General features: G+C 66.0%; 19 protein-coding genes. 8 read left to right on the plus strand and 11 right to left on the minus strand.

Features of this window, described 5'->3' with window-relative positions:
- Window positions 1-330: carbohydrate ABC transporter permease (locus Q4G50_RS09010; RefSeq protein ID WP_303377327.1), on the plus strand; the 330-nt coding region annotated here is incomplete at its 5' end.
- Between the two features lies 1 nt (window position 331).
- Entirely contained in the window at window positions 332-577 is a 246-nt protein-coding gene (locus Q4G50_RS09015) for a hypothetical protein (RefSeq protein ID WP_303377328.1), read from the plus strand.
- On the opposite strand, the gene Q4G50_RS09020 is transcribed toward Q4G50_RS09015, so the two are convergent.
- From Q4G50_RS09020 to Q4G50_RS09035, 4 genes are read right to left on the minus strand one after another with little or no spacing between them, the layout of a single operon-like run.
- On the minus strand, window positions 531-1,688 hold the full coding sequence (locus Q4G50_RS09020) for a hypothetical protein (protein WP_303377329.1): 1,158 nt from the start codon (window positions 1,686-1,688) through the stop codon (window positions 531-533). The two genes, Q4G50_RS09015 and Q4G50_RS09020, sit on opposite strands and share 47 nt — an antisense overlap.
- Window positions 1,685-2,905, minus strand: coding sequence for a glycosyltransferase family 2 protein (locus Q4G50_RS09025; protein WP_303377330.1), 1,221 nt, complete (start codon window positions 2,903-2,905; stop codon window positions 1,685-1,687). Before Q4G50_RS09025 ends, Q4G50_RS09020 begins: the two co-directional genes overlap by 4 nt.
- Complete coding sequence (locus tag Q4G50_RS09030; RefSeq protein WP_303377331.1) at window positions 2,902-3,762, minus strand: ATP-grasp domain-containing protein; 861 nt, start codon at window positions 3,760-3,762, stop codon at window positions 2,902-2,904. Before Q4G50_RS09030 ends, Q4G50_RS09025 begins: the two co-directional genes overlap by 4 nt.
- Window positions 3,759-4,688, minus strand: coding sequence for a PIG-L deacetylase family protein (locus Q4G50_RS09035; protein ID WP_303377332.1), 930 nt, complete (start codon window positions 4,686-4,688; stop codon window positions 3,759-3,761). Before Q4G50_RS09035 ends, Q4G50_RS09030 begins: the two co-directional genes overlap by 4 nt.
- A 240-nt stretch (window positions 4,689-4,928) precedes the next feature.
- On the opposite strand from Q4G50_RS09035, the gene Q4G50_RS09040 reads away from it, so the two are divergent.
- Both Q4G50_RS09040 and Q4G50_RS09045 read left to right on the plus strand, forming a co-directional pair.
- Complete coding sequence (locus Q4G50_RS09040; protein WP_303377333.1) at window positions 4,929-7,910, plus strand: hypothetical protein; 2,982 nt, start codon at window positions 4,929-4,931, stop codon at window positions 7,908-7,910.
- 367 nt (window positions 7,911-8,277) lie between these two features.
- Window positions 8,278-8,703, plus strand: a complete 426-nt coding sequence (locus tag Q4G50_RS09045) for a hypothetical protein (RefSeq protein WP_303377334.1) — start codon at window positions 8,278-8,280, stop codon at window positions 8,701-8,703.
- A gap of 4 nt (window positions 8,704-8,707) precedes the next feature.
- On the opposite strand, the gene Q4G50_RS09050 is transcribed toward Q4G50_RS09045, so the two are convergent.
- The 7 genes from Q4G50_RS09050 to Q4G50_RS09080 form a co-directional block, all read right to left on the minus strand.
- Window positions 8,708-10,351, minus strand: a complete 1,644-nt coding sequence (locus Q4G50_RS09050) for a Rib/alpha-like domain-containing protein (protein WP_303377335.1) — start codon at window positions 10,349-10,351, stop codon at window positions 8,708-8,710.
- A gap of 94 nt (window positions 10,352-10,445) precedes the next feature.
- Window positions 10,446-10,907 (minus strand): YdcF family protein, encoded by a 462-nt coding sequence (locus Q4G50_RS09055; RefSeq protein ID WP_303377362.1) that lies wholly within the window; start codon window positions 10,905-10,907, stop codon window positions 10,446-10,448.
- Window positions 10,907-12,289, minus strand: coding sequence for an NAD-dependent succinate-semialdehyde dehydrogenase (locus tag Q4G50_RS09060; protein ID WP_303377336.1), 1,383 nt, complete (start codon window positions 12,287-12,289; stop codon window positions 10,907-10,909). The genes Q4G50_RS09055 and Q4G50_RS09060 overlap by 1 nt, the downstream gene beginning before the upstream one ends.
- Window positions 12,290-12,330: 41 nt before the next feature.
- Window positions 12,331-12,831: a 5-(carboxyamino)imidazole ribonucleotide mutase gene (gene purE / locus Q4G50_RS09065; RefSeq protein ID WP_303377337.1), complete on the minus strand. Its 501-nt coding sequence runs from the start codon at window positions 12,829-12,831 to the stop codon at window positions 12,331-12,333.
- A 9-nt stretch (window positions 12,832-12,840) separates the two neighbouring features.
- Window positions 12,841-14,058, minus strand: a complete 1,218-nt coding sequence (locus Q4G50_RS09070; RefSeq protein ID WP_303377338.1) for a 5-(carboxyamino)imidazole ribonucleotide synthase — start codon at window positions 14,056-14,058, stop codon at window positions 12,841-12,843.
- Window positions 14,059-14,101: 43 nt separating this feature from the next.
- On the minus strand, window positions 14,102-14,569 hold the full coding sequence (locus tag Q4G50_RS09075) for a PH domain-containing protein (protein ID WP_303377339.1): 468 nt from the start codon (window positions 14,567-14,569) through the stop codon (window positions 14,102-14,104).
- A 25-nt stretch (window positions 14,570-14,594) separates the two neighbouring features.
- Window positions 14,595-15,365: a biotin--[acetyl-CoA-carboxylase] ligase gene (locus tag Q4G50_RS09080; RefSeq protein ID WP_303377340.1), complete on the minus strand. Its 771-nt coding sequence runs from the start codon at window positions 15,363-15,365 to the stop codon at window positions 14,595-14,597.
- 155 nt (window positions 15,366-15,520) lie between these two features.
- On the opposite strand from Q4G50_RS09080, the gene Q4G50_RS09085 reads away from it, so the two are divergent.
- The 4 genes from Q4G50_RS09085 (at window position 15,521) to Q4G50_RS09100 (ending at window position 19,577) form a co-directional block, all read left to right on the plus strand.
- On the plus strand, window positions 15,521-17,152 hold the full coding sequence (locus tag Q4G50_RS09085; RefSeq protein ID WP_303377341.1) for an acyl-CoA carboxylase subunit beta: 1,632 nt from the start codon (window positions 15,521-15,523) through the stop codon (window positions 17,150-17,152).
- 70 nt (window positions 17,153-17,222) lie between these two features.
- On the plus strand, window positions 17,223-18,761 hold the full coding sequence (locus Q4G50_RS09090) for an acyl-CoA carboxylase subunit beta (RefSeq protein WP_303377342.1): 1,539 nt from the start codon (window positions 17,223-17,225) through the stop codon (window positions 18,759-18,761).
- A 13-nt stretch (window positions 18,762-18,774) separates the two neighbouring features.
- Window positions 18,775-18,993, plus strand: a complete 219-nt coding sequence (locus Q4G50_RS09095; protein WP_303377343.1) for an acyl-CoA carboxylase subunit epsilon — start codon at window positions 18,775-18,777, stop codon at window positions 18,991-18,993.
- Complete coding sequence (locus Q4G50_RS09100) at window positions 18,993-19,577, plus strand: nucleoside triphosphate pyrophosphatase (protein WP_303377344.1); 585 nt, start codon at window positions 18,993-18,995, stop codon at window positions 19,575-19,577. Before Q4G50_RS09095 ends, Q4G50_RS09100 begins: the two co-directional genes overlap by 1 nt.
- Window positions 19,578-19,582: the final 5 nt, after the last annotated feature.

The raw sequence follows: 19,582 nt of genomic DNA on the forward strand, positions 1-19,582 counted from the left end.
GAGGAGGCCGCGCGTGTCGACGGCGCCTCCCGCGGCCAGGCCTTCCGCCTCGTCCTGCTACCGCTGGCGGCCCCGGCGCTGTTCACCACAGCGATCCTGGCGTTCATCGCCACATGGAATGAGTTCATGCTCGCCCGCCAGCTGTCGACGACCTCCACCGAACCCGTCACCGTGGCCATCGCGCGTTTCTCCGGGCCGAGCGCCTTCGAATACCCCTACGCCTCGATCATGGCGGCCGGCGCGCTGGTGACCATCCCGCTCATCATCATGGTGCTCATCTTCCAGCGGCGGATCGTCTCCGGCCTCACCGCTGGTGGTGTGAAGGCCTAAGGTGGTCGAGGATCCCGGGCGGGGACGGCGCAGGACACTCCAGTACGACACACTGCTCGGGTTCCTCGGCTTCTTCGCCTTTCTGGCCCTGGTGCAGGCGGTGCTCAATCTCTTCGCCCCGGAACCGGCCATATGGCCGGGCCCCTTGGCGGCCCTACTCGTGGGACTGACCTGGTGGCTGTGGCGCCGGGCCCGGCGGTTTAAGGAACCCACAACTGGCGCAGCGCCGCCCAGTGGGAATCACTGAGCAGGCTGGCCGGAGTCACCGACACCGCTGGTGCGCCCCCCTGTTGGGCTGCCACCAGACTGTCGACCAGTTCGCTGCTGCGCAGCACGGCATCATCATCGGCCCACAGTCCCGTGGACATGACGAAGCGACCGGGATGGCGCTCCTGCAAGTGTGCCGCCACCTCCCCGCCGAAAGCCACCGCCCCGTCGGCGCCACCCAGACCGGGGTAATTCCACACCACAATGCGGTCGACTACCGTGAGCAGCAGGTCATAGTCATGCCCGGACAAAGCCCGGTCGGAGGCGGGATCACCCTGCGGGGCCCGCACATCCATGTCCACCTTCACCGCATAAGGGTCCACCGCGGCGACGATGCGCTCGGCGACGCGGGCGAGAGCCTCCGAACGCCACGTGGCTATCACTGGCGCTTGAGCATCGATCTCGCCGTCTTTGTCCCGCGGCCAATCCACCTCCCCGGTGTGGGCCAGGAAGTGGCGGAGGTCGGTGTCCCCGAAGGTGGCGTCGTCGAACATCAGCTCTGTCAGCGCGATGCGGTCGGGCCCGTAGGTGGCGGCGATGAATTGGGCGAGCTCCACGAGACGGTCTCCGACCGCTCCACCGTCGAGTGCGGCCACGGAGGCAAAAGTCGTGGAACGATCCCCTGTCGGGCTGACCCCGGCCAGCTCCGGCGTGTCGGCCAGCATGCGGGGTGCGAGGGCGTCGATGGTGAGGGTGATCTCCCAGGCAGTGGGGATGGTTGCCAGGGCTACTGCCAGGTAATCGATGCCGTTTTCACGTACGTCCGCAGCCTCGGCGTCGGGGTGCGCCGGCCAGGGTGCTGCCACCCAGTCGGGCCGGCCCACCGCGAGGGACACGGCGTTGGCTCCCGAACTGTCCAATGCTCCCGGCTCCCAGACGGGGACTATCGATTCCATGCCGTAGTTGACCGCGCGTTGGCTGCCATCCGACGGGGTGGGCACCGACGTGGGCGGCACGCGGGGGGTGTTATCTGTTGTGGGGATGAGTTCCTCCCTCAATCCGTTGATGGCCATTGCCCCGCCACCCAGGATGACTACCCCGGCCCCGGCGAGGCGGAGCAGGGTGCGGCGGGACGGTTCGGTGGTGGTCATGAGGCTTCCTTCCCAGGTGCAGAGATACTGATGACGCCGGTGCGGGTGAGTTTGCCCCAGGCCCTCTCGGCGCCACTGATTTCCAGATACATCGCGCGGACGACGGTAAATCCGACGAACACCGCATACAGCGGCCAGGCTGGCAGGGTCCACAAGTGCCGCAGGTCCGCCCAGGCACCGTTGAGGGCAATGGAGTAGAGCAGCACACCCACGGCCACGCCCACGCCGAGATAACCCAGCCAGGCCACACCGTCCGCGGGACGCCAGGCAGGCAGGAAAGGCAAGGCGATGAGCACGCCGGTCTGGATGAAAGGCACGGCGATCATGGTGAGGGTGTTGAACAGGAGAAACAGCCCGAACATGCCGAAGCGGGGGTTGGCGATCATGTCACGGTGCAGCCAGGTGGTCTGGATGAGCCCGCGCGCCCACCGCACCCGTTGGCGCCACAGACCCTTGAGAGTGGAGGGGGATTCCGCGTAGACGATGGCGCGGGGGACGAAGCCGACATCGAAGCCGGCGCGGTGCATTCTCCAGGTCAGCTCCAGATCCTCGCCGAGGGAATCGGTACGGAAGGGGCCGGTGACGTCGAGGGCGGAGCGTCGAAAAGCACCGACGTTGCCGGACACCACGGGCATGCAGTGCAACAGGGCCAGGGCCCGGCGGATGAACCCGGTCCCCACGTGACTGATCAGCGCCAACAAACAGGTCAACGGGTTATCAAGGTTGACGGGACGATCATCACCGCCCACCGCACCGACCTTCTCATGGTGGAAACCACCGAGCAGATCCCGCATGGTGCGGGGGCCGAAAATCCCGTCGGAGTCAACGCAGAGGATGAACTCGCCGCGCGCGGCTGCCAACCCCAGGTTCAGTGCCGAGCCCTTGCCACCGTTGGGTTTGTCGATGTGCAGGATCCGGGGATCGCTGGCGGCCAGGCGGGCCATGAGGGGGCCAGTGTTATCGGTGGACCCGTCGTTAACCAGGATGACCTCAAAGTTGGGGTAATCGGAAGCCAGAATCGAGGCCACGCAGTTCTCCAGCACGGTCTCCTCGTTGTAGCCGGGGACGATGACGCTGAGCAGCGGTGTGCGGGCCAGCACATCCGCAGGCCGGCGGAAGCGTTCGCGCAGTTCGAAAATGAGGGAGGCCGGCACAAACAGCAGTTTCACCGCCCCCAGCCCGAGGACCAGGAGCAGCAGAAGGGCCAGGGTACTCACGGTACCTCCCAGTGTTCTTCCACGTGGGTGAGCACGCTGCTCAGCAGCTCGGGCGCCAAGTAGCTGTTCGCCCCGAAACGGGCGTTGACCTCCAAGACCACGGGCCGGCCGTCGGCAAGCCGGCGCACATCAACGTCGACGGGACCGCGCAGGCGCAGTGCACGGGCGGCGTCGATGGCCAGGTGGGCGACGTCGGGGGCGTCGACTCGCTCGACCTGCACGGCCCGGTAGTCGCTGTCGCTGCGCTTGGCGGCCACGACTGCCCATGGCTCCGCGCCCATGAAGACCATCGGGGCGTATTCCTTTCCGGGCGCGAATTCCTGCACGATCATGTGCTTATCGACGTCCCACTGCTCCCCCACCGCGTCAAGGTGCAGCTCGCGGACCCCGCGGCTTCCCCTGCCATTGCGGGGTTTGATGATGACGTGGTCCCCGACGGCAGCCCGCAGCGTGTCCACGGAGGCGTGGTTTTCGGGGCGGCTGAAACGGGGCACGGACACACCCGCCTGGTCGAGGACGAGCATGGTGAGGTACTTGTCGGCCGCGTCGCGGACCGCCGATTCCTTCCCCACCAGCACGCGGGCCGGAAAGAGTCGGGAACGGGCGGCGGCGATGAGCGGCAATTCCTCCTGCACGGTGGGGATGAGCAGGTCAATGTCGTGGCGGCGGATGAGATCGCTGAGCTGCTCGATCATCAACGGATCATCCGCCCGGGCGACGATCTCACTGTGGCTGAGCGCGGGGTGGTTGACCGGAGAGATATCCACCCCGATGACCTGATGTCTGTCCAGTTCCAGGAGTTGGGAGAGCAGGGCTTGGCCAGCGGGCCCGCCGGCACCGGTGAGCAGGATATTCATGCTGCACCGCCCAGCGAGCGGTCCAGGAGGCGGACGACCTCAAAACCCTCCGCGTGATCGACTTTGGCCTGGGACCCCCGAAACACAGCCATCCCCTTGAGCTTGTGGCCCTGCATATAGGGCTTTCCCGTCTGATCACGATGGGTGGCCACGGCGAACACCTTGGCATCCAGGTAGTCACTGATGTCAACGAAGAAGGAGGGGTTGAAGGCTCGGGTCGCCGAGGGGGATTCGTAGCACAGGATCGAGGGATGCCGACGGGCCGCACGAAGGGTGGCCTCGTGTACGGCCTGGTGATCCTGGTGCTGGTCATTCGGTGAGTGGGTGAGGATGAGGTCGGGGCGCAGGGCTTCAATGCGTTCCTCGATCGCAGCGACCAGCTCGACGCTTTCCTCGGCGAGACGGGTGTCGGTGAACGTGTGCTGGGTGAGGGAGGCGACGTTCATGAACAACGCCCCGCGGCGGGCTTCCTCGGGGCGCAATTCGCTGTCACCGCCCCGACAACCGTCGGTGAGAACGAGGACGTGCACAGCCGCGCCCTCATCGGCGAGCTTGACCAGCGTGCCTGAGCAGGCCAACTCCAGGTCATCGGGGTGCGCACCGATGGCGAGCACGGTCTGCGGGCGGCCCAGCGAGCCCGGGGGCAGGATGCGCTGCCGCAGCAGGAGCAGCCCCACGAAAAGCACCACCGCCAGCTTGCCTACCTCAGCTGCGAAAACGAGGAGGTGATGGTGGTGGTAGATGATCTCCAGGATCTCCATGATGATGACGGCGATCCCCAGCCCGATCATGAGGAGTCTGAGCCGGTTACCACCCCGGAAACGTCTACTGAACAGCTGTCGGCCTGGTGGGGTGAACGCGAAGATGACGGCGCCGAGGGCGACGAGGGCGGTAAGTACCTGCACCACGACGATGTGTACGACCATGTAACCTGCTCCATTTCTGCGATTATGTACAGCAATGGAGATTAAGAATCTCTTATGAAGGCTTCATGAAACCCAGATGAGAGGTTCTTCATGATTGGATACCCATGCTTTCCGTTATGTCTAGACAGGTGAGACCCCTGTGCTTAATGGGGAGAGTGTTATCTGCGTGTCTAGGTGGACAACCACCCACCACCGCTTAAGGTCGACAGCAGAAATCAATTAAAGACACAGGTAGGTTCCATGATTCACAGAATTGCTTCGCGACGCCGCGCCGTCGCCAGCATCGTCGCCGCCCTCGGCGTCACCGCCGCCACCGTACTGCCTGCAGCGCCCGCGCTGGCGGCCACCCGCGCCTATGAATTCATCGGCTACTGGATCGACCCGCCGGAGTCCGCGGTCTCCGGCCTCGATGTCGTGGGCACCGAGTGGAAGTTCGACATCAACGACGACACCCCCGCTCCCACCAACAACCCGGTGAGCAACAACATCGTCACCATCACCCTGGAAAACGGTCTGTTCACGGCCCTGCCCACCACCTGCCTGACAGAATCGCCTGATGCGTGGGGAAACGACGTCGATAAGCTCTCTAGCGTCTCGGATGATGGCCGAACCCTCGAGTGCAACCTCGGCACCCGCAACGAGGGCACCGCCGAGCGTCTGTTCGCCGGTGTCCTCGCCGACGGCCCCGCCGGGTCCCAAGTCGCCGCCACCGGCACCTTCCGCGATCACACCGTCGAACTGCCGCCGATCCCGATCCTCAACACTTTCGCCATGGACGCCAAGTTCGACGGTGGCGGACCACAGTCCTACACGGGCGGCCCGGATCCGGACTCCACCACGCACAACCAGTACATGAATTTCCCGTTCTCCATCAACCACGCCAAACACACCTCCGCTGGCCCGGACGCAGTCACCTACGAACTCACCATCCGACACCTCGGACAGGCCATCAACCCCGAAGTGGAACTACGCGAACCGGCGTGCGTACCCAACGAGCGCATGCAATCCGGCTTCCCCTACTCCGCCCCCGGTTTCGCAGAAGAGCAGACCACCCGTTTCCCGGACTGCCAGATCACCAAGACCGGGCCGGCCACTTTCCAACTCACACTGTCCAACCTCGACTACACCGCCGGCCCTCCCCTGGACTCCAACGAGCAGCCCCTACCGGTGGACATGAATGCCATCGCCGCAGGTGTCATCCAACTCGAAGTCCCCTTCCGCTCGCCGGGTGGGCGCGTCATCCTGGAGGCATCTGCCCCCACCTACGTTTCCGTTGAAGGCCAGGAATCGCAGGACAACCCCGACAACAACTCCAACCGTGTGCCCGTGACCCGCGGCGGCTGGACCGGCGGCTGGGTTGTGGCCAGTCAACATCCCGACGCCTACCCCGGATCCCCCTGGACGGACACCTCGCGTGCCCCGGCTGGGGCCACCGTCATGTCCGTCGGCGGCACACGCATTCCCTACCTGTGGAACCAGCGAAACGATAACTGGGTGTGCAAGATCATCGACACCGACCACGCTTCCTTCGCAGCCGCTCGCGTCGTGCTCGACTTCGACGCCCAGCCCAGCCTCTACTACGACGAGTCCTACGACGGTGAGCTCTGGTACTACACCGGAGAATTCGTCAACCTTGACGGCGTGCCCGTCGACCCGAACGAGTTCGCCTGCGGTGACATCACCGACCCGAACGATCCCGCCGCCGGAAATCCGGAAGGCTGGAGCACCACCCCACCAGCAGACCTTTCGCAGGTCAAGGCCGTGAAGCTGCACATCCCGAAGTCACTGGCAGAGCAGTCCACCGCCTCCGATGGCCGCGCCTACCTGGTCATCGACCAGACCATCCATCCCGACACCCCCGTGGGCACCGACATCTGGACGTGGACCCACACGTTGGAAGAAGGCCGAAGCGACTGGTCCTGGGAGAGGCCGAACGCTGTCCGCACTTACGACCGTTCCCTCGATCCCGCGCACGTCAAGCCCTTCGGCAGCGTCACCGAGGGGTTGCAGTACCCCTTCGCAGGGCCCGGCCGCGACGTCCTCCGTGTTGTTGGTTCCTCCCCACTAGTGGACAAGGAGGTTGAACTCAAAGAGTACGGCCCCGGTCAGGAGGTGACCTACACCGTCACTTTCGGCCTCGAATCCAACCTGGCAAACCCGAGCCCCGACCAGGTGATCATCACCGACACCCTGCCCCAGGGGATGACCTACATCCCAGGCTCCGCCCCTTCGGAACCCACCATCGGCGACTCCCCCGAGGGGCAGGTGCTCACCTGGACCTTCGAAGGTGTAGTCCCCAATGCCGAGCAAGACTCCTTCACCTTCCGCGCGCAGCTTCCACGCGACGCCACCCCGGGCAGCGTGCAGGTCAACGACGTGACCGCCGAAAGCCAGACCATCGTCCACGAAGACTCCGCACAGTTCCTGGTGCCCAACTCCGGGTTCACCACCCTGCTCAAGGACGCCGAGGAGCGCGTCATCGACGGCACGACCGCCTCCTGGTCCATCGTCCTCTCATCCCGCGACCCGAACATCTCCCCCACCACCGACCTCATCGACATCCTCCCCTTCAACGGCGATGAGCGCGGCACCTCCTTCCACGGTGACCTCCAACTTACCGAGGTCATCGCCCCCGAAGACGCCACCGTGTACTACACCACCGCCGATCCCGCGACTCTCAACGAAGACCCCGGCCACGAATCCAACGGCGGCTACTCAACCCCGTCCGACATCTGGTCCACCGCCTTCACCCCGGAAGCCACCGCCTTCCGCGTCATCACAGGCCCCATTGCATACGGCGAGTCCCTGGAGACAGTAGTCACCGTCGAGCTTATCGACGCCCGCGACAACGACCGCTACGTCAACACCGCCGTCGCCCGCGCCGACAGCACAGAGATGCGCATGCGCACCTCCGACCACGTCGTACTTAACCCCACCGACACTCCCCCGCCCGGGGACCCGGACGATCCGGGCACACCGGTTGTGCCGGGGACGCCGGGTGAACCGGGGACACCGGGCACGCCGGGTGAACCGGGCACGCCGGGCGTCCCGGGCCAGCCCGCTGAACCGGGAGCTCCCGGCCGGCCAACCCCGGATTCTCCGACCGAGGAGCGCGGCCTGGCCCGCACCGGACCGAACGACCTCGCTCCCGTGGTGTTCACGGCACTGCTCTTCCTGGCCGCCGGAGCTGCTCTGACTGCCGGCCTCCGCCGCAGGAACTAGCTGGCTGCCATCCCGACCCCCGCCCCATCCGTGAGGCGGGGGTCATTGTCTTGGCTACGGTTCTGCGCAACGTCAGACACCCCACCGCCGTTAGGCCCAGTCCCCCGCGCCTAAGTTCCCCGGCCGTCTGGCGTTTGGCAGAAAGCAGCCCCGGTCCCAGCCCGCCCCCGCGACCGTCTGCGCAACGTCAGACACCCCACCGCCGTTAGCCCCAGCTCCCCGCACCTAAGCTCCCCGGCCGTCTGACGTTGGGCAGAAAAGGGGCCCCGCTACTACGTGGGGAACGCTCCCCAAGCAGTGGTTTCGCTCCATGCAGTCCCTTTATCGCGAGACTTGTCAGCCACTTCTCCTACAAAGGATCCATCTCATGAAGCTCCGCAAGTCCGTTCTCATTGCCGCCACCGCCACCCTCATTGCCACAGGCTCCGCGGTCCCCGCTGCCAACGCCATCACGATGACCACCGATAGCCAGAACTGCACCTTCGTTCACGATCCCGCCGATCTGAACACCAGCGCCTCCATCAGCCTCCGGTGGGTCAATGAGACTGTCTCCCGCGCCAAGGCGCAGCAGCGGCTCAACAACATTCAGAGCGTGGACCGGGCGCTGGAGGCCGAACTAGGTCGCCTGAGCCCCAGCAACACGCAGCGTCGGGGGAAAATCCTGCGCCATCTGAGCTACTCGAAGAACCACGTGCAGCCTGCGTCGCGGGCCTGCATCGAGGGCCGCGGTTACCAGTCAGGTGGTGATCCCGCGGCCGTGCTCCTCGGCCTGTCGTCGATGTCCTCGTTCTAGGACATCAGTCAGCGGAGGACAGGCTGGAACCGTCCTCGCTGAGGCAGGCCTCGCCGATGATGCCCAGAGCCAACGCGCCAGCGGCGAGCAGGCCGATGCGCTCGAGGGCACCGTCGGCGGTAAAGCGCTCAATCTGGGCGGCCAGCTGTGGATCGAACACGCCGGCCTGGCGCTGCAGCTGACTGTTCGCATCCTGCAGGGAATCACGCAGGGTGTCCACCATGGGGGTCAGGCCCGGGACGTTGACCTGTGTGGCCAGGCCCAGTGGAAACAGGATGGCGAAGGGGAGGCCGACTGCGGCGATCGTCGATACACAACGATCACTGGAGGAACCAGTGGAACCTTCACCGGGAACCACAGGAGGCACCTCAGGTATCTGTTCGCCGATCACGGTGACCGTGACCGTGAGATCCTCGGCAGTCTGGTCTTCCTGTGCAGGGCTGAAGTAGGTGACCGTGACGGGCACGGTGAGTGAATCCCCGACCGCGGCGGTCTCCGGGGGAGTCACCGACACGGTTCCCGTAGCCGGGTCGACGGTGTAGACCCAACCGTCGGCGGTGGGATCAGTGATCTCTCCCAGCGTGAACGTGGTTTCGGGCGACAGGTTCGGGTTACCCGTCTGTGCGACATCGACCTTCGTGCCGGCCGTCGTCGTGGCGTCGAGATACCCCGCCCCCTGTGTGTCCTGCAGCAGGACGTACGCCGGCGACCGCAAGTTCACCGGATTCCGGTAGAGATCCCACTCCACGGTCTCTCCCGGGCGCGGATTCGCCCACGAATTCAGCCACAGGGCGCTGGTCGCCCGTAACAACCATCCGGGCACACTGACGTGGGCCTGCCCCTGATCGTCGAGGTAGGCCTCGACCTTCTCCACCGGACCGGTTTCACCCGGTCGGCGGTGCTGTTCCCACAGCTGCTCCCATTGGGCATCCGTGACCAACTCTCCGAGTCCCGGGATAGTTACGCGCAGTTCGATGCGCTCATAGTCGGTGGGGGCACCGTTGAGGAACTGCAAAGTCAGCGGGTGGCCCTGCGAATCCGCGGGAACCACGACAGGGATGCCGGTCGAGGCCGCTTGAAGGAGCTGGCAGTCGTCGTCCATCTCCGGCCGTGGGCGGATGTTGGCCGTGGTCGTCAGGGTGGGGTTGGAGGGCTGGGAGATCTTCCAGCCCAGCACTGTCGTCGCTTCCCGATCCTGATTGTTCAGTGCCGAGGCGTCGACCGAGTACGTACCGTCACCGTTGCCCACCAGTGGGCTGGTGTGGGTGACCTCGACTTTCTTCGGATGCACCCCGGGTACGAGGTCATCGTCCTGGTGGGGGATGACTGTCCCCACGGGGAGTGTCTCCACGGTTGCGTCCGTGGAGCCGGGATCGATGACCGTCACCGCGTCCTCGAGCCAGTACTCGCGGTTCGTGTGCCACACCCATGGGAAGTAGGAACCAGTCTCCTGGGCAGCCCAGGCCGGCTTGACCACGGTGTACAGCCGCGGCGGATAGTAGTAGCCGCCGACGTTGGGGTTGTTACGCGACGTGATGGTGCAGCCGGGGCCGATCTCGGGGTCGGCGGAGGCCAGCTGCGGGACGGTGAGCGTGGCGGCCGCTACCGCCAGTGATACGGGAAGTGCCAGGAGGCGGGGCAATCGCATCGGAGACCTCATTGCCGGACCGGGTGGGAAGGATAGGGATAATCATACGCCGAAATCAACACGGCAACCTTAAAGGTGATGAAGCGCAACCTTTTTAGGGGGTAACCCGAGGCCGAGAACCAACCACCCGCCGCCACAGGATCCGCAGCGCGGAATGCGGTAACGCCAGTGCCTCCCGCAGCCCCGCCACCAGCAGGTCCCGGCGCTGCGTCGGGGCACCCACCACGCGCACGGGGATCCCCAAGTGCCAGGCCCACAGCCGGGTGCGCCACACATGGAAGTCAGAGGTCACGACTGTCCAGCGAGCAACATCGGGAAACAGCGCGGCTGCGTTTTCCAGGTTTTCGTTGGTGGACCGTGCCCGGGGTTCTTTCACGATCCGCGCTTCGGACACCCCGTGTTCGACCAGCCAGCGCGCCATGGAGGCAGCCTCCCCGTCGCCGGAAACGACGACGGGTCCGGGGGCGGCGTCGATAAGCGGGCGGGCGGCACGCAGCCGGTCAACGAGAATCCGGCTGGGGTAGCCGTGCAGCGTCCGCGCGCCGAGGATGAGGATCACATCGGCCCGCTGACCCTGAAGAGGTGTTCGTTGGCGAATTCGTTGACGCCCCACTCGCCGAGCTCACGGCCGTATCCGGAGCGTCCGATACCGCCGAAGGGTTCGCCCGGCGCGCCGCCCCCGGGCTCATTGATCCAGGTCATGCCGGCCTCCATGCGGGAGGCGACGGCGCGGGCCTGCTCCAAATCAGAGCCGAAGACATAAGAGCCGAGGCCGTAGTCGGTGTCGTTGGCGATGGCCACGGCATCATCGACATCAGAAGCGCGGTAGAGCAGGGCGACGGGGCCGAAGACCTCGTTGCGGCCGATATCGGCGCGCGGGTTGATGTCGGTGAGCAGCGTCGGTTCCATGTACGCACCGTCGCGGTCGAGGGCACGGCCGCCGACGACGATCTTCGCGTCGCCATTGGCTTCCGCTTCCTTGATGCGTTCCACGATCTCGTCGCGCGCGCTTATCGACGACAGCGGCCCGACCTTCACGTCCTCCTCATTCCATTCGCCGACCTTAAGGCCACCGATCTTGCCCGTGAGGTACTCAAGTGCCCGGTCGTAGAAATCATCGAGGACGATGAGACGCTTCGGCGCGGTGCACGACTGTCCGGCATTCGACATGCGGGCCCCCACATAGAGACGCAGGACCTGGTCTAGGTTGTGATCGTCGAGGACCACATAAGGATCATTTCCGCCGAGTTCAAGTAGCGACTTCTTCAGGTACTCACCAGCGGTCTTGGCGACAGCCCCGCCGGCATCCTCCGAGCCCGTCAGCGACACCGCCGCCACGCGCTTATCCGCGACGAACGCGTCCATCTGCGAGCCGGAAGCGTAAATGTTCTGGAACACACCCTCCGGCAATCCGGCTTCCTCCAGGATGTCCTGACAGGCCTGCGAGGACAGCGGGCACAGCGAGGCGTGCTTGAGCACCAGGGAGTTACCTACCAGCAAGTTCGGTGCCGCCCAGCGGGCTACCTGGTAGTAAGGGTAGTTCCACGGCATGATGCCCAGCACCACACCCAGCGGATCCTTCCGCACGAAGGTGCGCAGGTTGCCCTCAGCGGGCAGCTCCTTATCGGCGAGCAGCTCGTGCGCGTGATCGGCATACCACCGGTAGATCGCCTCCACGGAGCCCAGCTCGCCGATAGCCTGGCGGCGCAACTTGCCCATCTCCCGGCCGATGATCTCGGCCAGGTCCTCTTTCCGCTCGGCGTAGATGTCGGCCGTACGGCGCAGGATGGCGGCACGTTCCTCGATGTCTGTCGCACGCCACTCGCGCTGCGCGGCGGTGGCACGGTCGAGGATGGGGTCGCGGTCCGAGTCGTCGATACGCTCGAAAGATTCCTCGGACCGGCCGGTGCTGGGGTTCTCCAGGGCAAAAGTAGTCATACCCCCCTGCATACCTGTAGTGCAGGGGGCATGGCAACGACCTAACCCTCGAGCAGGCTCTTACGCAGGCGCTCGTCCTTGGCCTCCACCTCGGCGGCCATCTTCTGCTGGTAGGCAGCCATCTTCTCGGTCAGCTGCGGGTCACCGGCGCCGAGGATGCGTACGGCGAGCAGGCCGGCGTTCTTCGCGCCACCGATGGACACGGTCGCCACCGGCACGCCGGCGGGCATCTGCACGATCGACAGCAGGGAGTCGAGGCCATCGAGATCAGCCAGCGCGCGCGGTACGCCGATGACCGGCAGCGGGGTGGCCGCGGCAACCATGCCCGGCAGGTGGGCGGCACCGCCGGCGCAGGCGATGATCGCCTTCAACCCGCGCTCGTGGGCGGACTTGGCGTAGCTGAGCATCCGCTCCGGGGTGCGATGCGCGGACATGACGCCCACCTCGAAGGGCACGCCGAACTCGGCGAGCGCCTCAGCGGCGGGGGCGATGGTGGGCCAGTCCGAATCCGAGCCCATGATGATGCCGACGAGTGGGTTCATGTTTTCTCCTTAAGCGAGGTAGCCGTCTGCCCAGCGGGCATGGACGAGGTAATCAGCGGCGAGGCGAGCTTCTCGACGAACGCGCTCCAGCTCCTCACCCGCCAGGTTCACGTGCCCGATCTTCCGGCCCGCCCGGTACGTCTTGCCGTACATGTGGATCTTGGCCTCGGGGAAGCGGGCGTGAACGTCGCGCATGCGCTCGGCCATGGGCTTGTCCGGGTCAGTATCGCCACCGAGAACGTTCGCCATGACGGTGACGGGGGCGGTCTGGCGCACGGAACCGAGCGGCCAGTCGAGGACGGCGCGCAGGTGTTGCTCGAACTGACTGGTCACGCAGCCGTCCTGGGTCCAGTGGCCGGTGTTGTGCGGGCGCATCGCCAGCTCATTGACTGCGATGGTGGGCTGGCCGTTCTCGTCGTGGTACTCGAAGAGTTCCACGGCCAGGGCACCGGTGACGTCGAGTTCCTCGGCGATGGTCACCGCCAGCTGCTGGGCGCGCTCCGCCAGCTCCGGGGACAGGTCCGGGGCGGGGGCGACGGCCTCGGTACAGATGCCGTTGGTCTGGACGGATTCGACGACCGGCCACGGCACCACTTCGCCGGAGGGGCGGCGGGCGACCATGGCTGAGAGTTCGCGGACGAGCGCCACCTTCTTCTCGGCCATGAGCGGGGTGCCGGCGTCGAGAAGCTCTTGTACAAGTCCTTCTAATTCGGACGACGCAGGAAACCACACACCGTGCCCGTCATAACCGCCGCGCCGGGCCTTGAGGCACACCGCGCCGTCGACGGCGTCGGAGAACTCGCGGGCGTCCTCGACCGACTCGATGGCGGCAAACGGCGGGACCGGGGCGCCGATTTCGCGCAGCTTCTTACGCATGACCAGCTTGTCCTGGGCGTTGACCAGGGCGTCGGGGCCGGGCTGGACGTTGACGCCCTCGCTGATCAGCTGGTGCAGGTGATCGGTGGGCACGTGCTCGTGGTCGAAGGTCACCGCGCTGGCGCCCTGCACGGCAAGGCGGAGATCATCAAGCTTGGTGTAGTCACCGAGGACGACGTCAGCCGCGACCTGCGCCGCGGAAGAATCGGGGGCGCCAGCCAGCAGGCGGATCGACTGGCCAAGCTCGATGGCCTCCGTCTGCATCATGCGGGCCAGCTGGCCGTCACCGATGACAGCGACGACCGGCATGCCGGGGACGTGGGCGTTCGGGTTACCTGCGGGATCAGTCACGGCCTTCACTATAGTCAGCGGGCCCGGAATCTCTGAAGCACCACTACCAGTGCGGCACCGGCTCCAGGGACTCCTCGATCATGGCGGTGACCTTCTTGGCGCGCGGCACGTCAGGGAAGTACAGGGGCCGCTGGTAACCGATGAGCGACAGGTAGATGCCTCCCCGGCGCCGCTGCACGGAACGGATGTCCCGGAAGGGAATGGAGTCAGTGCGCGCCCCAAAGGCCCCGGCACGCACCACCAGCCGCTGATCAGTGACCACGAAGCGCCGGCGGCGGGACTTCAGCAGCGGCCACACGAAACGCCACAGCGCCAGCAGCGCCCACACCAGGACGACGCCGTTGCGCACCTGCGGATCGACCACTGACCCGGGCTGGTCGAGCCAGCCGATGAGCATCCACGACAGCCCGGTGACCAGGATGAGTTCCAGGACAGGGAAGGTCAGCGTGCGCAGCGGCGACGTGAGGTCGGCGCGCACCACTTCTCCTTTAACCGGTCGGAACAGTCCCATGGGTGGGGATCCTACCCCCGGCCCCTTAATAAGAGGTATCCGTGCGCCGCAGGTGCGTGACGTCTCCGGCGGCGATGAGTCGCCGCTCCCCTTCGGTGGTGAGCAGGTCGAGGCGGCCGTCAGGGGCGATGTCGGTGACGGTGCCGAAGACGTCTCCGCTGGCGGTGACCACCCGCACGGACTTGCCGATGGTGATGCATTCGGCCCGGTAGTCGTCCATGAGGCTGCGATCGCCGCGGGCCCACTGCTGCAGGCGCTTATGCAGGGCGCTGAGAACAGCCACCGTCATGTCCTCGGCCGCGACCTCCACACCTTCCAGGGCCAGCGAGGTGGCGTGCTGAACCGGCAGTTGTTCCCGGCTCAGTGACACGTTGACGCCCAAGCCGACAACCACCCGGGGGTCTTCCGGGAAGCCGGTGGCCTCGGCGAGGATCCCGCACAGCTTCTGCCCATTCCACAGGACGTCGTTGGGCCATTTCAGTTCCGGACCGGGTGCGCCGCCTGCCACCTGGCGCGCGGCGTCGAGTACTGCCAGGCCAGCGGCGAGCGGAATGGCACCCAGGCGATCGAGCTCAGCGGCAGTAGGCCGGAGCAGCACCGACATGATGGATTGGGTCCCCGCCGGGGAGGCCCAGGGCCGGCCCAGGCGGCCACGCCCGGCGGATTGCTCTCCGGCGACAAGGGCGGTGAAGGCGGGGGCGGTGGCGTCGGAAAGCAGGTCGGCGTTGGTGGAACCGGTGGTATCGGTCCAGCGGACGTCCGTGTACTGCGGGAGGCGGGAGGCGAGGGTTTTCACGTCGCCCACCCTATCCGGAGTCTCACCCGCCACATCCGACACGCCGAAGTTTTGCCTAAAAAACCAACCACAACCTGCACAAACCCCCAAAGTGACCGGCATCACACCACTTTCGTTGTGGAAACTAGCAGCAAAGGGGTCTACACTCCCAAAACATGACCATTTCCTCACCTTTGACGGACCTGTCCGAGCTGACCGACGTCACCACCACCGCCGGCAAGATCGCCGACCTGAAGCGTCGCCGTGCCGAGGCCACCTACCCCATGGGTGAGAAGGCCGTCGAGCGCGTGCACTCCCAGGAGCGCCTCACCGCGCGTGAGCGCCTCGATTACCTCCTCGACGAGGGGTCCTTCGTCGAGACCGACATGCTGGCCAAGCACCGCACCACGGACTTCGGCATGGGCAAGAAGCGCCCGACCACCGACGGCATTGTCACCGGTTGGGGCACCATCGACGGCCGCGAGGTCTGCATCTTCTCCCAGGACGGCACCGTCTTCGGTGGCGCCCTCGGCGAGGTCTACGGCGAGAAGATGATCAAGATCATGGATCTGGCCGTCACTACCGGCCGCCCGCTCATCGGCCTCTATGAGGGCGCCGGCGCGCGTATCCAGGACGGCGCGGTCTCCCTCGACCAGATCGCCCGCACCTTCTACCAGAACATCCACGCCTCCGGCGTCGTCCCGCAGATCTCCGTGATCATGGGCGCCTCCGCCGGCGGCAACGCCTACTCCCCCGCCCTCACCGACTTCGTCGTCATGGTGGACAAGACCTCCAAGATGTTCGTCACCGGCCCCGACGTGATCAAGACCGTCACCGGTGAGGAGATCACCCAGGAGGAGCTGGGCGGCGCCTCCACCCACATGTCCACCGCCGGCAACTCGCACTTCACCGCGAAGACCGACGAAGAGGCCCTCGACTGGGTCCACGACCTCGTCGGTTTCCTCCCGTCGAACAATCGCACCGTCGCGCCGTACGAGGAGTTCACCGCCGACGAGGGCGCCGTGGGCGACAACATCACCGCCGACGACCTCAAGCTCGACGGCATGATCCCGGACTCCCCCACCCAGCCCTACGACGTCCGCGAGGTCATCGAGTGCCTCACCGACGACGGTGAGTACCTGGAGATCCAGGCCGAGCGCGCCGAGAACGTCGTCATCGCCTTCGGCCGCATTGAGGGCCAGTCCGTCGGCTTCGTCGCCAACCAGCCGTCCGTCTACGCCGGCTGCCTCGACATCGACTCCTCCGAGAAGGCCGCCCGCTTCATCCGCACCTGCGATGCCTTCAACATTCCCATCGTCTTGCTTGTCGACGTCCCGGGCTTCCTGCCCGGCGCCGGCCAGGAGTACGGCGGCATCCTGCGCCGCGGTGCGAAGCTGCTGTATGCCTACGGCGAGGCCACCGTCCCGAAGATCACCGTCACCATGCGTAAGGCCTACGGCGGCGCGTACTGCGTCATGGGTTCCAAGGGCCTGGGCGCCGACGTCAACTTGGCGTGGCCGACCGCCCAGATCGCCGTCATGGGTGCCGCCGGTGCCGTGGGCTTCATCTACCGCAAGGAGCTCAAGGAAGCCGAGGCCAAGGGCCTCGACGTGGTCGAGCTGTTCAAGTCCTTCGAGCGCGAGTATGAGGACCACATGCTCAACCCGTACAAGGCCGCCGAGCGCGGGCTTATCGACGCCGTCATCCTCCCCTCGGAGACCCGCGGCATGATCGCCCGTAACCTGCGCCTGTACAAGGACAAGAACGTCTCCCGCCCGGCCCGCAAGCACGGCAACATCCCGCTCTAAGCCAGGCCCAGTGTGCCCCGCCCGCGGCTCGTCTTCGCGGGCGGGGCTTCGCCGTCTAGACTAAAGGACCATGACTTCCACCTCCCCTGATCTCACGACCACCGCCGGAAGGCTCGCCGACCTGCGCGCCCGCCTGGCGGAGGCCGAGGCCCCGGTGGGGACCGACGCCGTCGAGGCCACCCACGCCTCCGGCCGCGCCACCGCCCGCGAGCGTGTTCTGGCGCTTCTCGACGCCGCGTCTTTCGTCGAGACCGATGCCCTCGCCCGTCATCGCTCCACGCAGTTCGGCATGGAGGCGCAGCGCCCGCTCACTGATGGTGTGGTCACCGGTTACGGCACTATCAATGGCCGCAAGGTGTGCGTGTTCTCGCAGGACTCCACCGTTTTCGACGGCGCCCTGGGCGAGGTCTATGGCGAGAAGATCGTCAAGATCTACGACCTGGCGATCAAGACCGGTGTGCCGATCATCGGCATCCACGAGGGCGCCGGGGCGCGCGTCGCAGAGGGTATCGTCACCCTGTCGATGTACTCGAAGATCCTGGCGCGCACCACTACTGCCTCCGGGCTCATCCCGCAGATCTCCGTCGTCGCCGGCCACACCGCGGGCCTGCACGGCCTGGCGCCGGTGTTCGCCGACGTGATCATCATGGTGGAGGATGCCGCCCTGCACCTGGCCGCGGCAGACGTCGTGGAGAAGGTCACCGGCCAGGCCGCCAGCCCGGAGTCCCTGGGGTCGGCGTCGATCCACGCCACTACCTCGGGTACTGCCCACCTGGCAGCCTCCACCGACCTGGAGGCTCTCACGCTGGTCAAGGATGTCGTCGGGCATCTGCCGGCGAACAACCGCGCTGAGGCCCCGCGCCTGGAGACGGAGACCTCCCTCGAGCTCAGCGACTCAGACCGTGAGCTGGATTCTTTCATCCCGGATGCTGACGCCCACGTCTACGATGTCCGCGACGTGGTGCGACGGGTCGTCGATAATGGCGAATTCCTGGAGCTGCAGGCGCACTACGCGGCCAACATCGTCACCGCATTCGCCCGCGTCGAGGGCCGGGCCGTGGGCATCGTGGCCAACCAACCTTCCGAGCTGGCGGGTTGCCTCGATGCCGCCGCCGCGGAGAAGGCCGCGCGTTTCATCCGCACTTGCGACGCCTTCAACCTGCCGATCATCGAGTTCGTCGACTCCCCCGGTTTCCTCCCCTCCCAGGATGAGGAGCACGCTGGTGTGCTGCGCCGGGGTGCCAAGTTGGCTTACGCTTATGCGGAGGCGGGTGTCGGCAAGATCACGGTGATCGTGCGCAAAGCCATCGGCCCGTCCTATGTCCTCATGGGTTCGAAGGACCTGGGCGCTGACCTCGTGTTCGCGTGGCCCACCGCCGAGATCGCCGTCACCGAGGCCCCCGCCGCGGTAGCTGCACTCGACGGGAAGATCGACGAGCAGGCTTATACCAATAATTACATCAACCCCTACCTCGCCGCCGAGCGCAGCCTGGTGGACGCGGTCATTGAGCCCTCGACCACCCGTCCGCAGCTCATCGAGGGTCTGCGCCTGCTGGACCGCAAGGTGATCCAGACCCCGCCGAAAAAGCACGGCAACATTCCCCTGTAGAAGGAGCCGACAAGTGACTACCACCCTCAAAGACAAGCCGCTGTTCCGTGTGATCAAGGGCAATCCGGATGCCACTGAGCTCGCCGCCCTCACCGCTGTTCTCACCGCCCTGGCCAAGAAGCGCCCGGAGGAGGAATCCGGCGAGCGCAACATGTGGGGCCGCCCCGAGGATCGCCTGCAGCGCACCACCCTGTACAACCCGAACGCATTCCGCAACGTCACCTACTACTGATGCGGATCGTTTTAGCGTCGGCCTCGCCGTCGCGGCGGATGATCCTGCGCAACGCGGGCGTCGACCCCGTCATCCAGCCGGCGGACGTCGATGAGGACGCCCTGCTGGCCGCCACCGACGGCTCACCGCAGCAGGCGGTGGCCACGTTGGCGCGCGCTAAAGCGCACGCTGTCGCCAATCAGTTCCACGACGATGTGGTTATCGGCGGCGATTCCATGCTGCTTCTCGACGGCCACCTCCAGGGCAAACCCCACACCCCCGAAGAAACCGTGCGCCGCTGGCATGCACAGGCTGGGAAAGTGGCCGAGCTGTTGACCGGCCACGCGATCTGCTACCGGGGGCAGGAGTTCGTGGAGACCTCGTCCACCACCGTGCATTTCGCCGCCGCCTCCGAGGCTGATATTGCGGCCTACGCCGCCTCTGGTGAGCCGTGGCAGTGCGCGGGGGCTTTCACGCTGGAGGCCTTGGGCGGCTGGTTCATCGACCGGATCGAGGGGGATCCTTCGTCGGTGATCGGGCTGAGCCTGCCAGTGGTACGCCGTGCCCTGTATTCCTTCGGGCTCAACGCCAGCGACTTCTGGTGATCGGG

The organism is Corynebacterium sp. (genome assembly GCF_030538285.1).
GTDB lineage: Bacteria > Actinomycetota > Actinomycetes > Mycobacteriales > Mycobacteriaceae > Corynebacterium.

Coding starts and splice junctions, on each gene's coding strand:
- Q4G50_RS09020 (WP_303377329.1), bottom strand. CDS start 1,688: ATGACCACCACCGAACCGTCCCGCCGCACCCTGCTCCGCCTCGCCGGG.
- Q4G50_RS09030 (WP_303377331.1), bottom strand. CDS start 3,762: ATGAATATCCTGCTCACCGGTGCCGGCGGGCCCGCTGGCCAAGCCCTG.
- Q4G50_RS09035 (WP_303377332.1), bottom strand. CDS start 4,688: ATGGTCGTACACATCGTCGTGGTGCAGGTACTTACCGCCCTCGTCGCC.
- Q4G50_RS09040 (WP_303377333.1), top strand. CDS start 4,929: ATGATTCACAGAATTGCTTCGCGACGCCGCGCCGTCGCCAGCATCGTC.
- Q4G50_RS09045 (WP_303377334.1), top strand. CDS start 8,278: ATGAAGCTCCGCAAGTCCGTTCTCATTGCCGCCACCGCCACCCTCATT.
- Q4G50_RS09050 (WP_303377335.1), bottom strand. CDS start 10,351: ATGCGATTGCCCCGCCTCCTGGCACTTCCCGTATCACTGGCGGTAGCG.
- Q4G50_RS09060 (WP_303377336.1), bottom strand. CDS start 12,289: ATGACTACTTTTGCCCTGGAGAACCCCAGCACCGGCCGGTCCGAGGAA.
- purE (WP_303377337.1), bottom strand. CDS start 12,831: ATGAACCCACTCGTCGGCATCATCATGGGCTCGGATTCGGACTGGCCC.
- Q4G50_RS09075 (WP_303377339.1), bottom strand. CDS start 14,569: ATGGGACTGTTCCGACCGGTTAAAGGAGAAGTGGTGCGCGCCGACCTC.
- Q4G50_RS09085 (WP_303377341.1), top strand. CDS start 15,521: ATGACCATTTCCTCACCTTTGACGGACCTGTCCGAGCTGACCGACGTC.
- Q4G50_RS09090 (WP_303377342.1), top strand. CDS start 17,223: ATGACTTCCACCTCCCCTGATCTCACGACCACCGCCGGAAGGCTCGCC.
- Q4G50_RS09100 (WP_303377344.1), top strand. CDS start 18,993: ATGCGGATCGTTTTAGCGTCGGCCTCGCCGTCGCGGCGGATGATCCTG.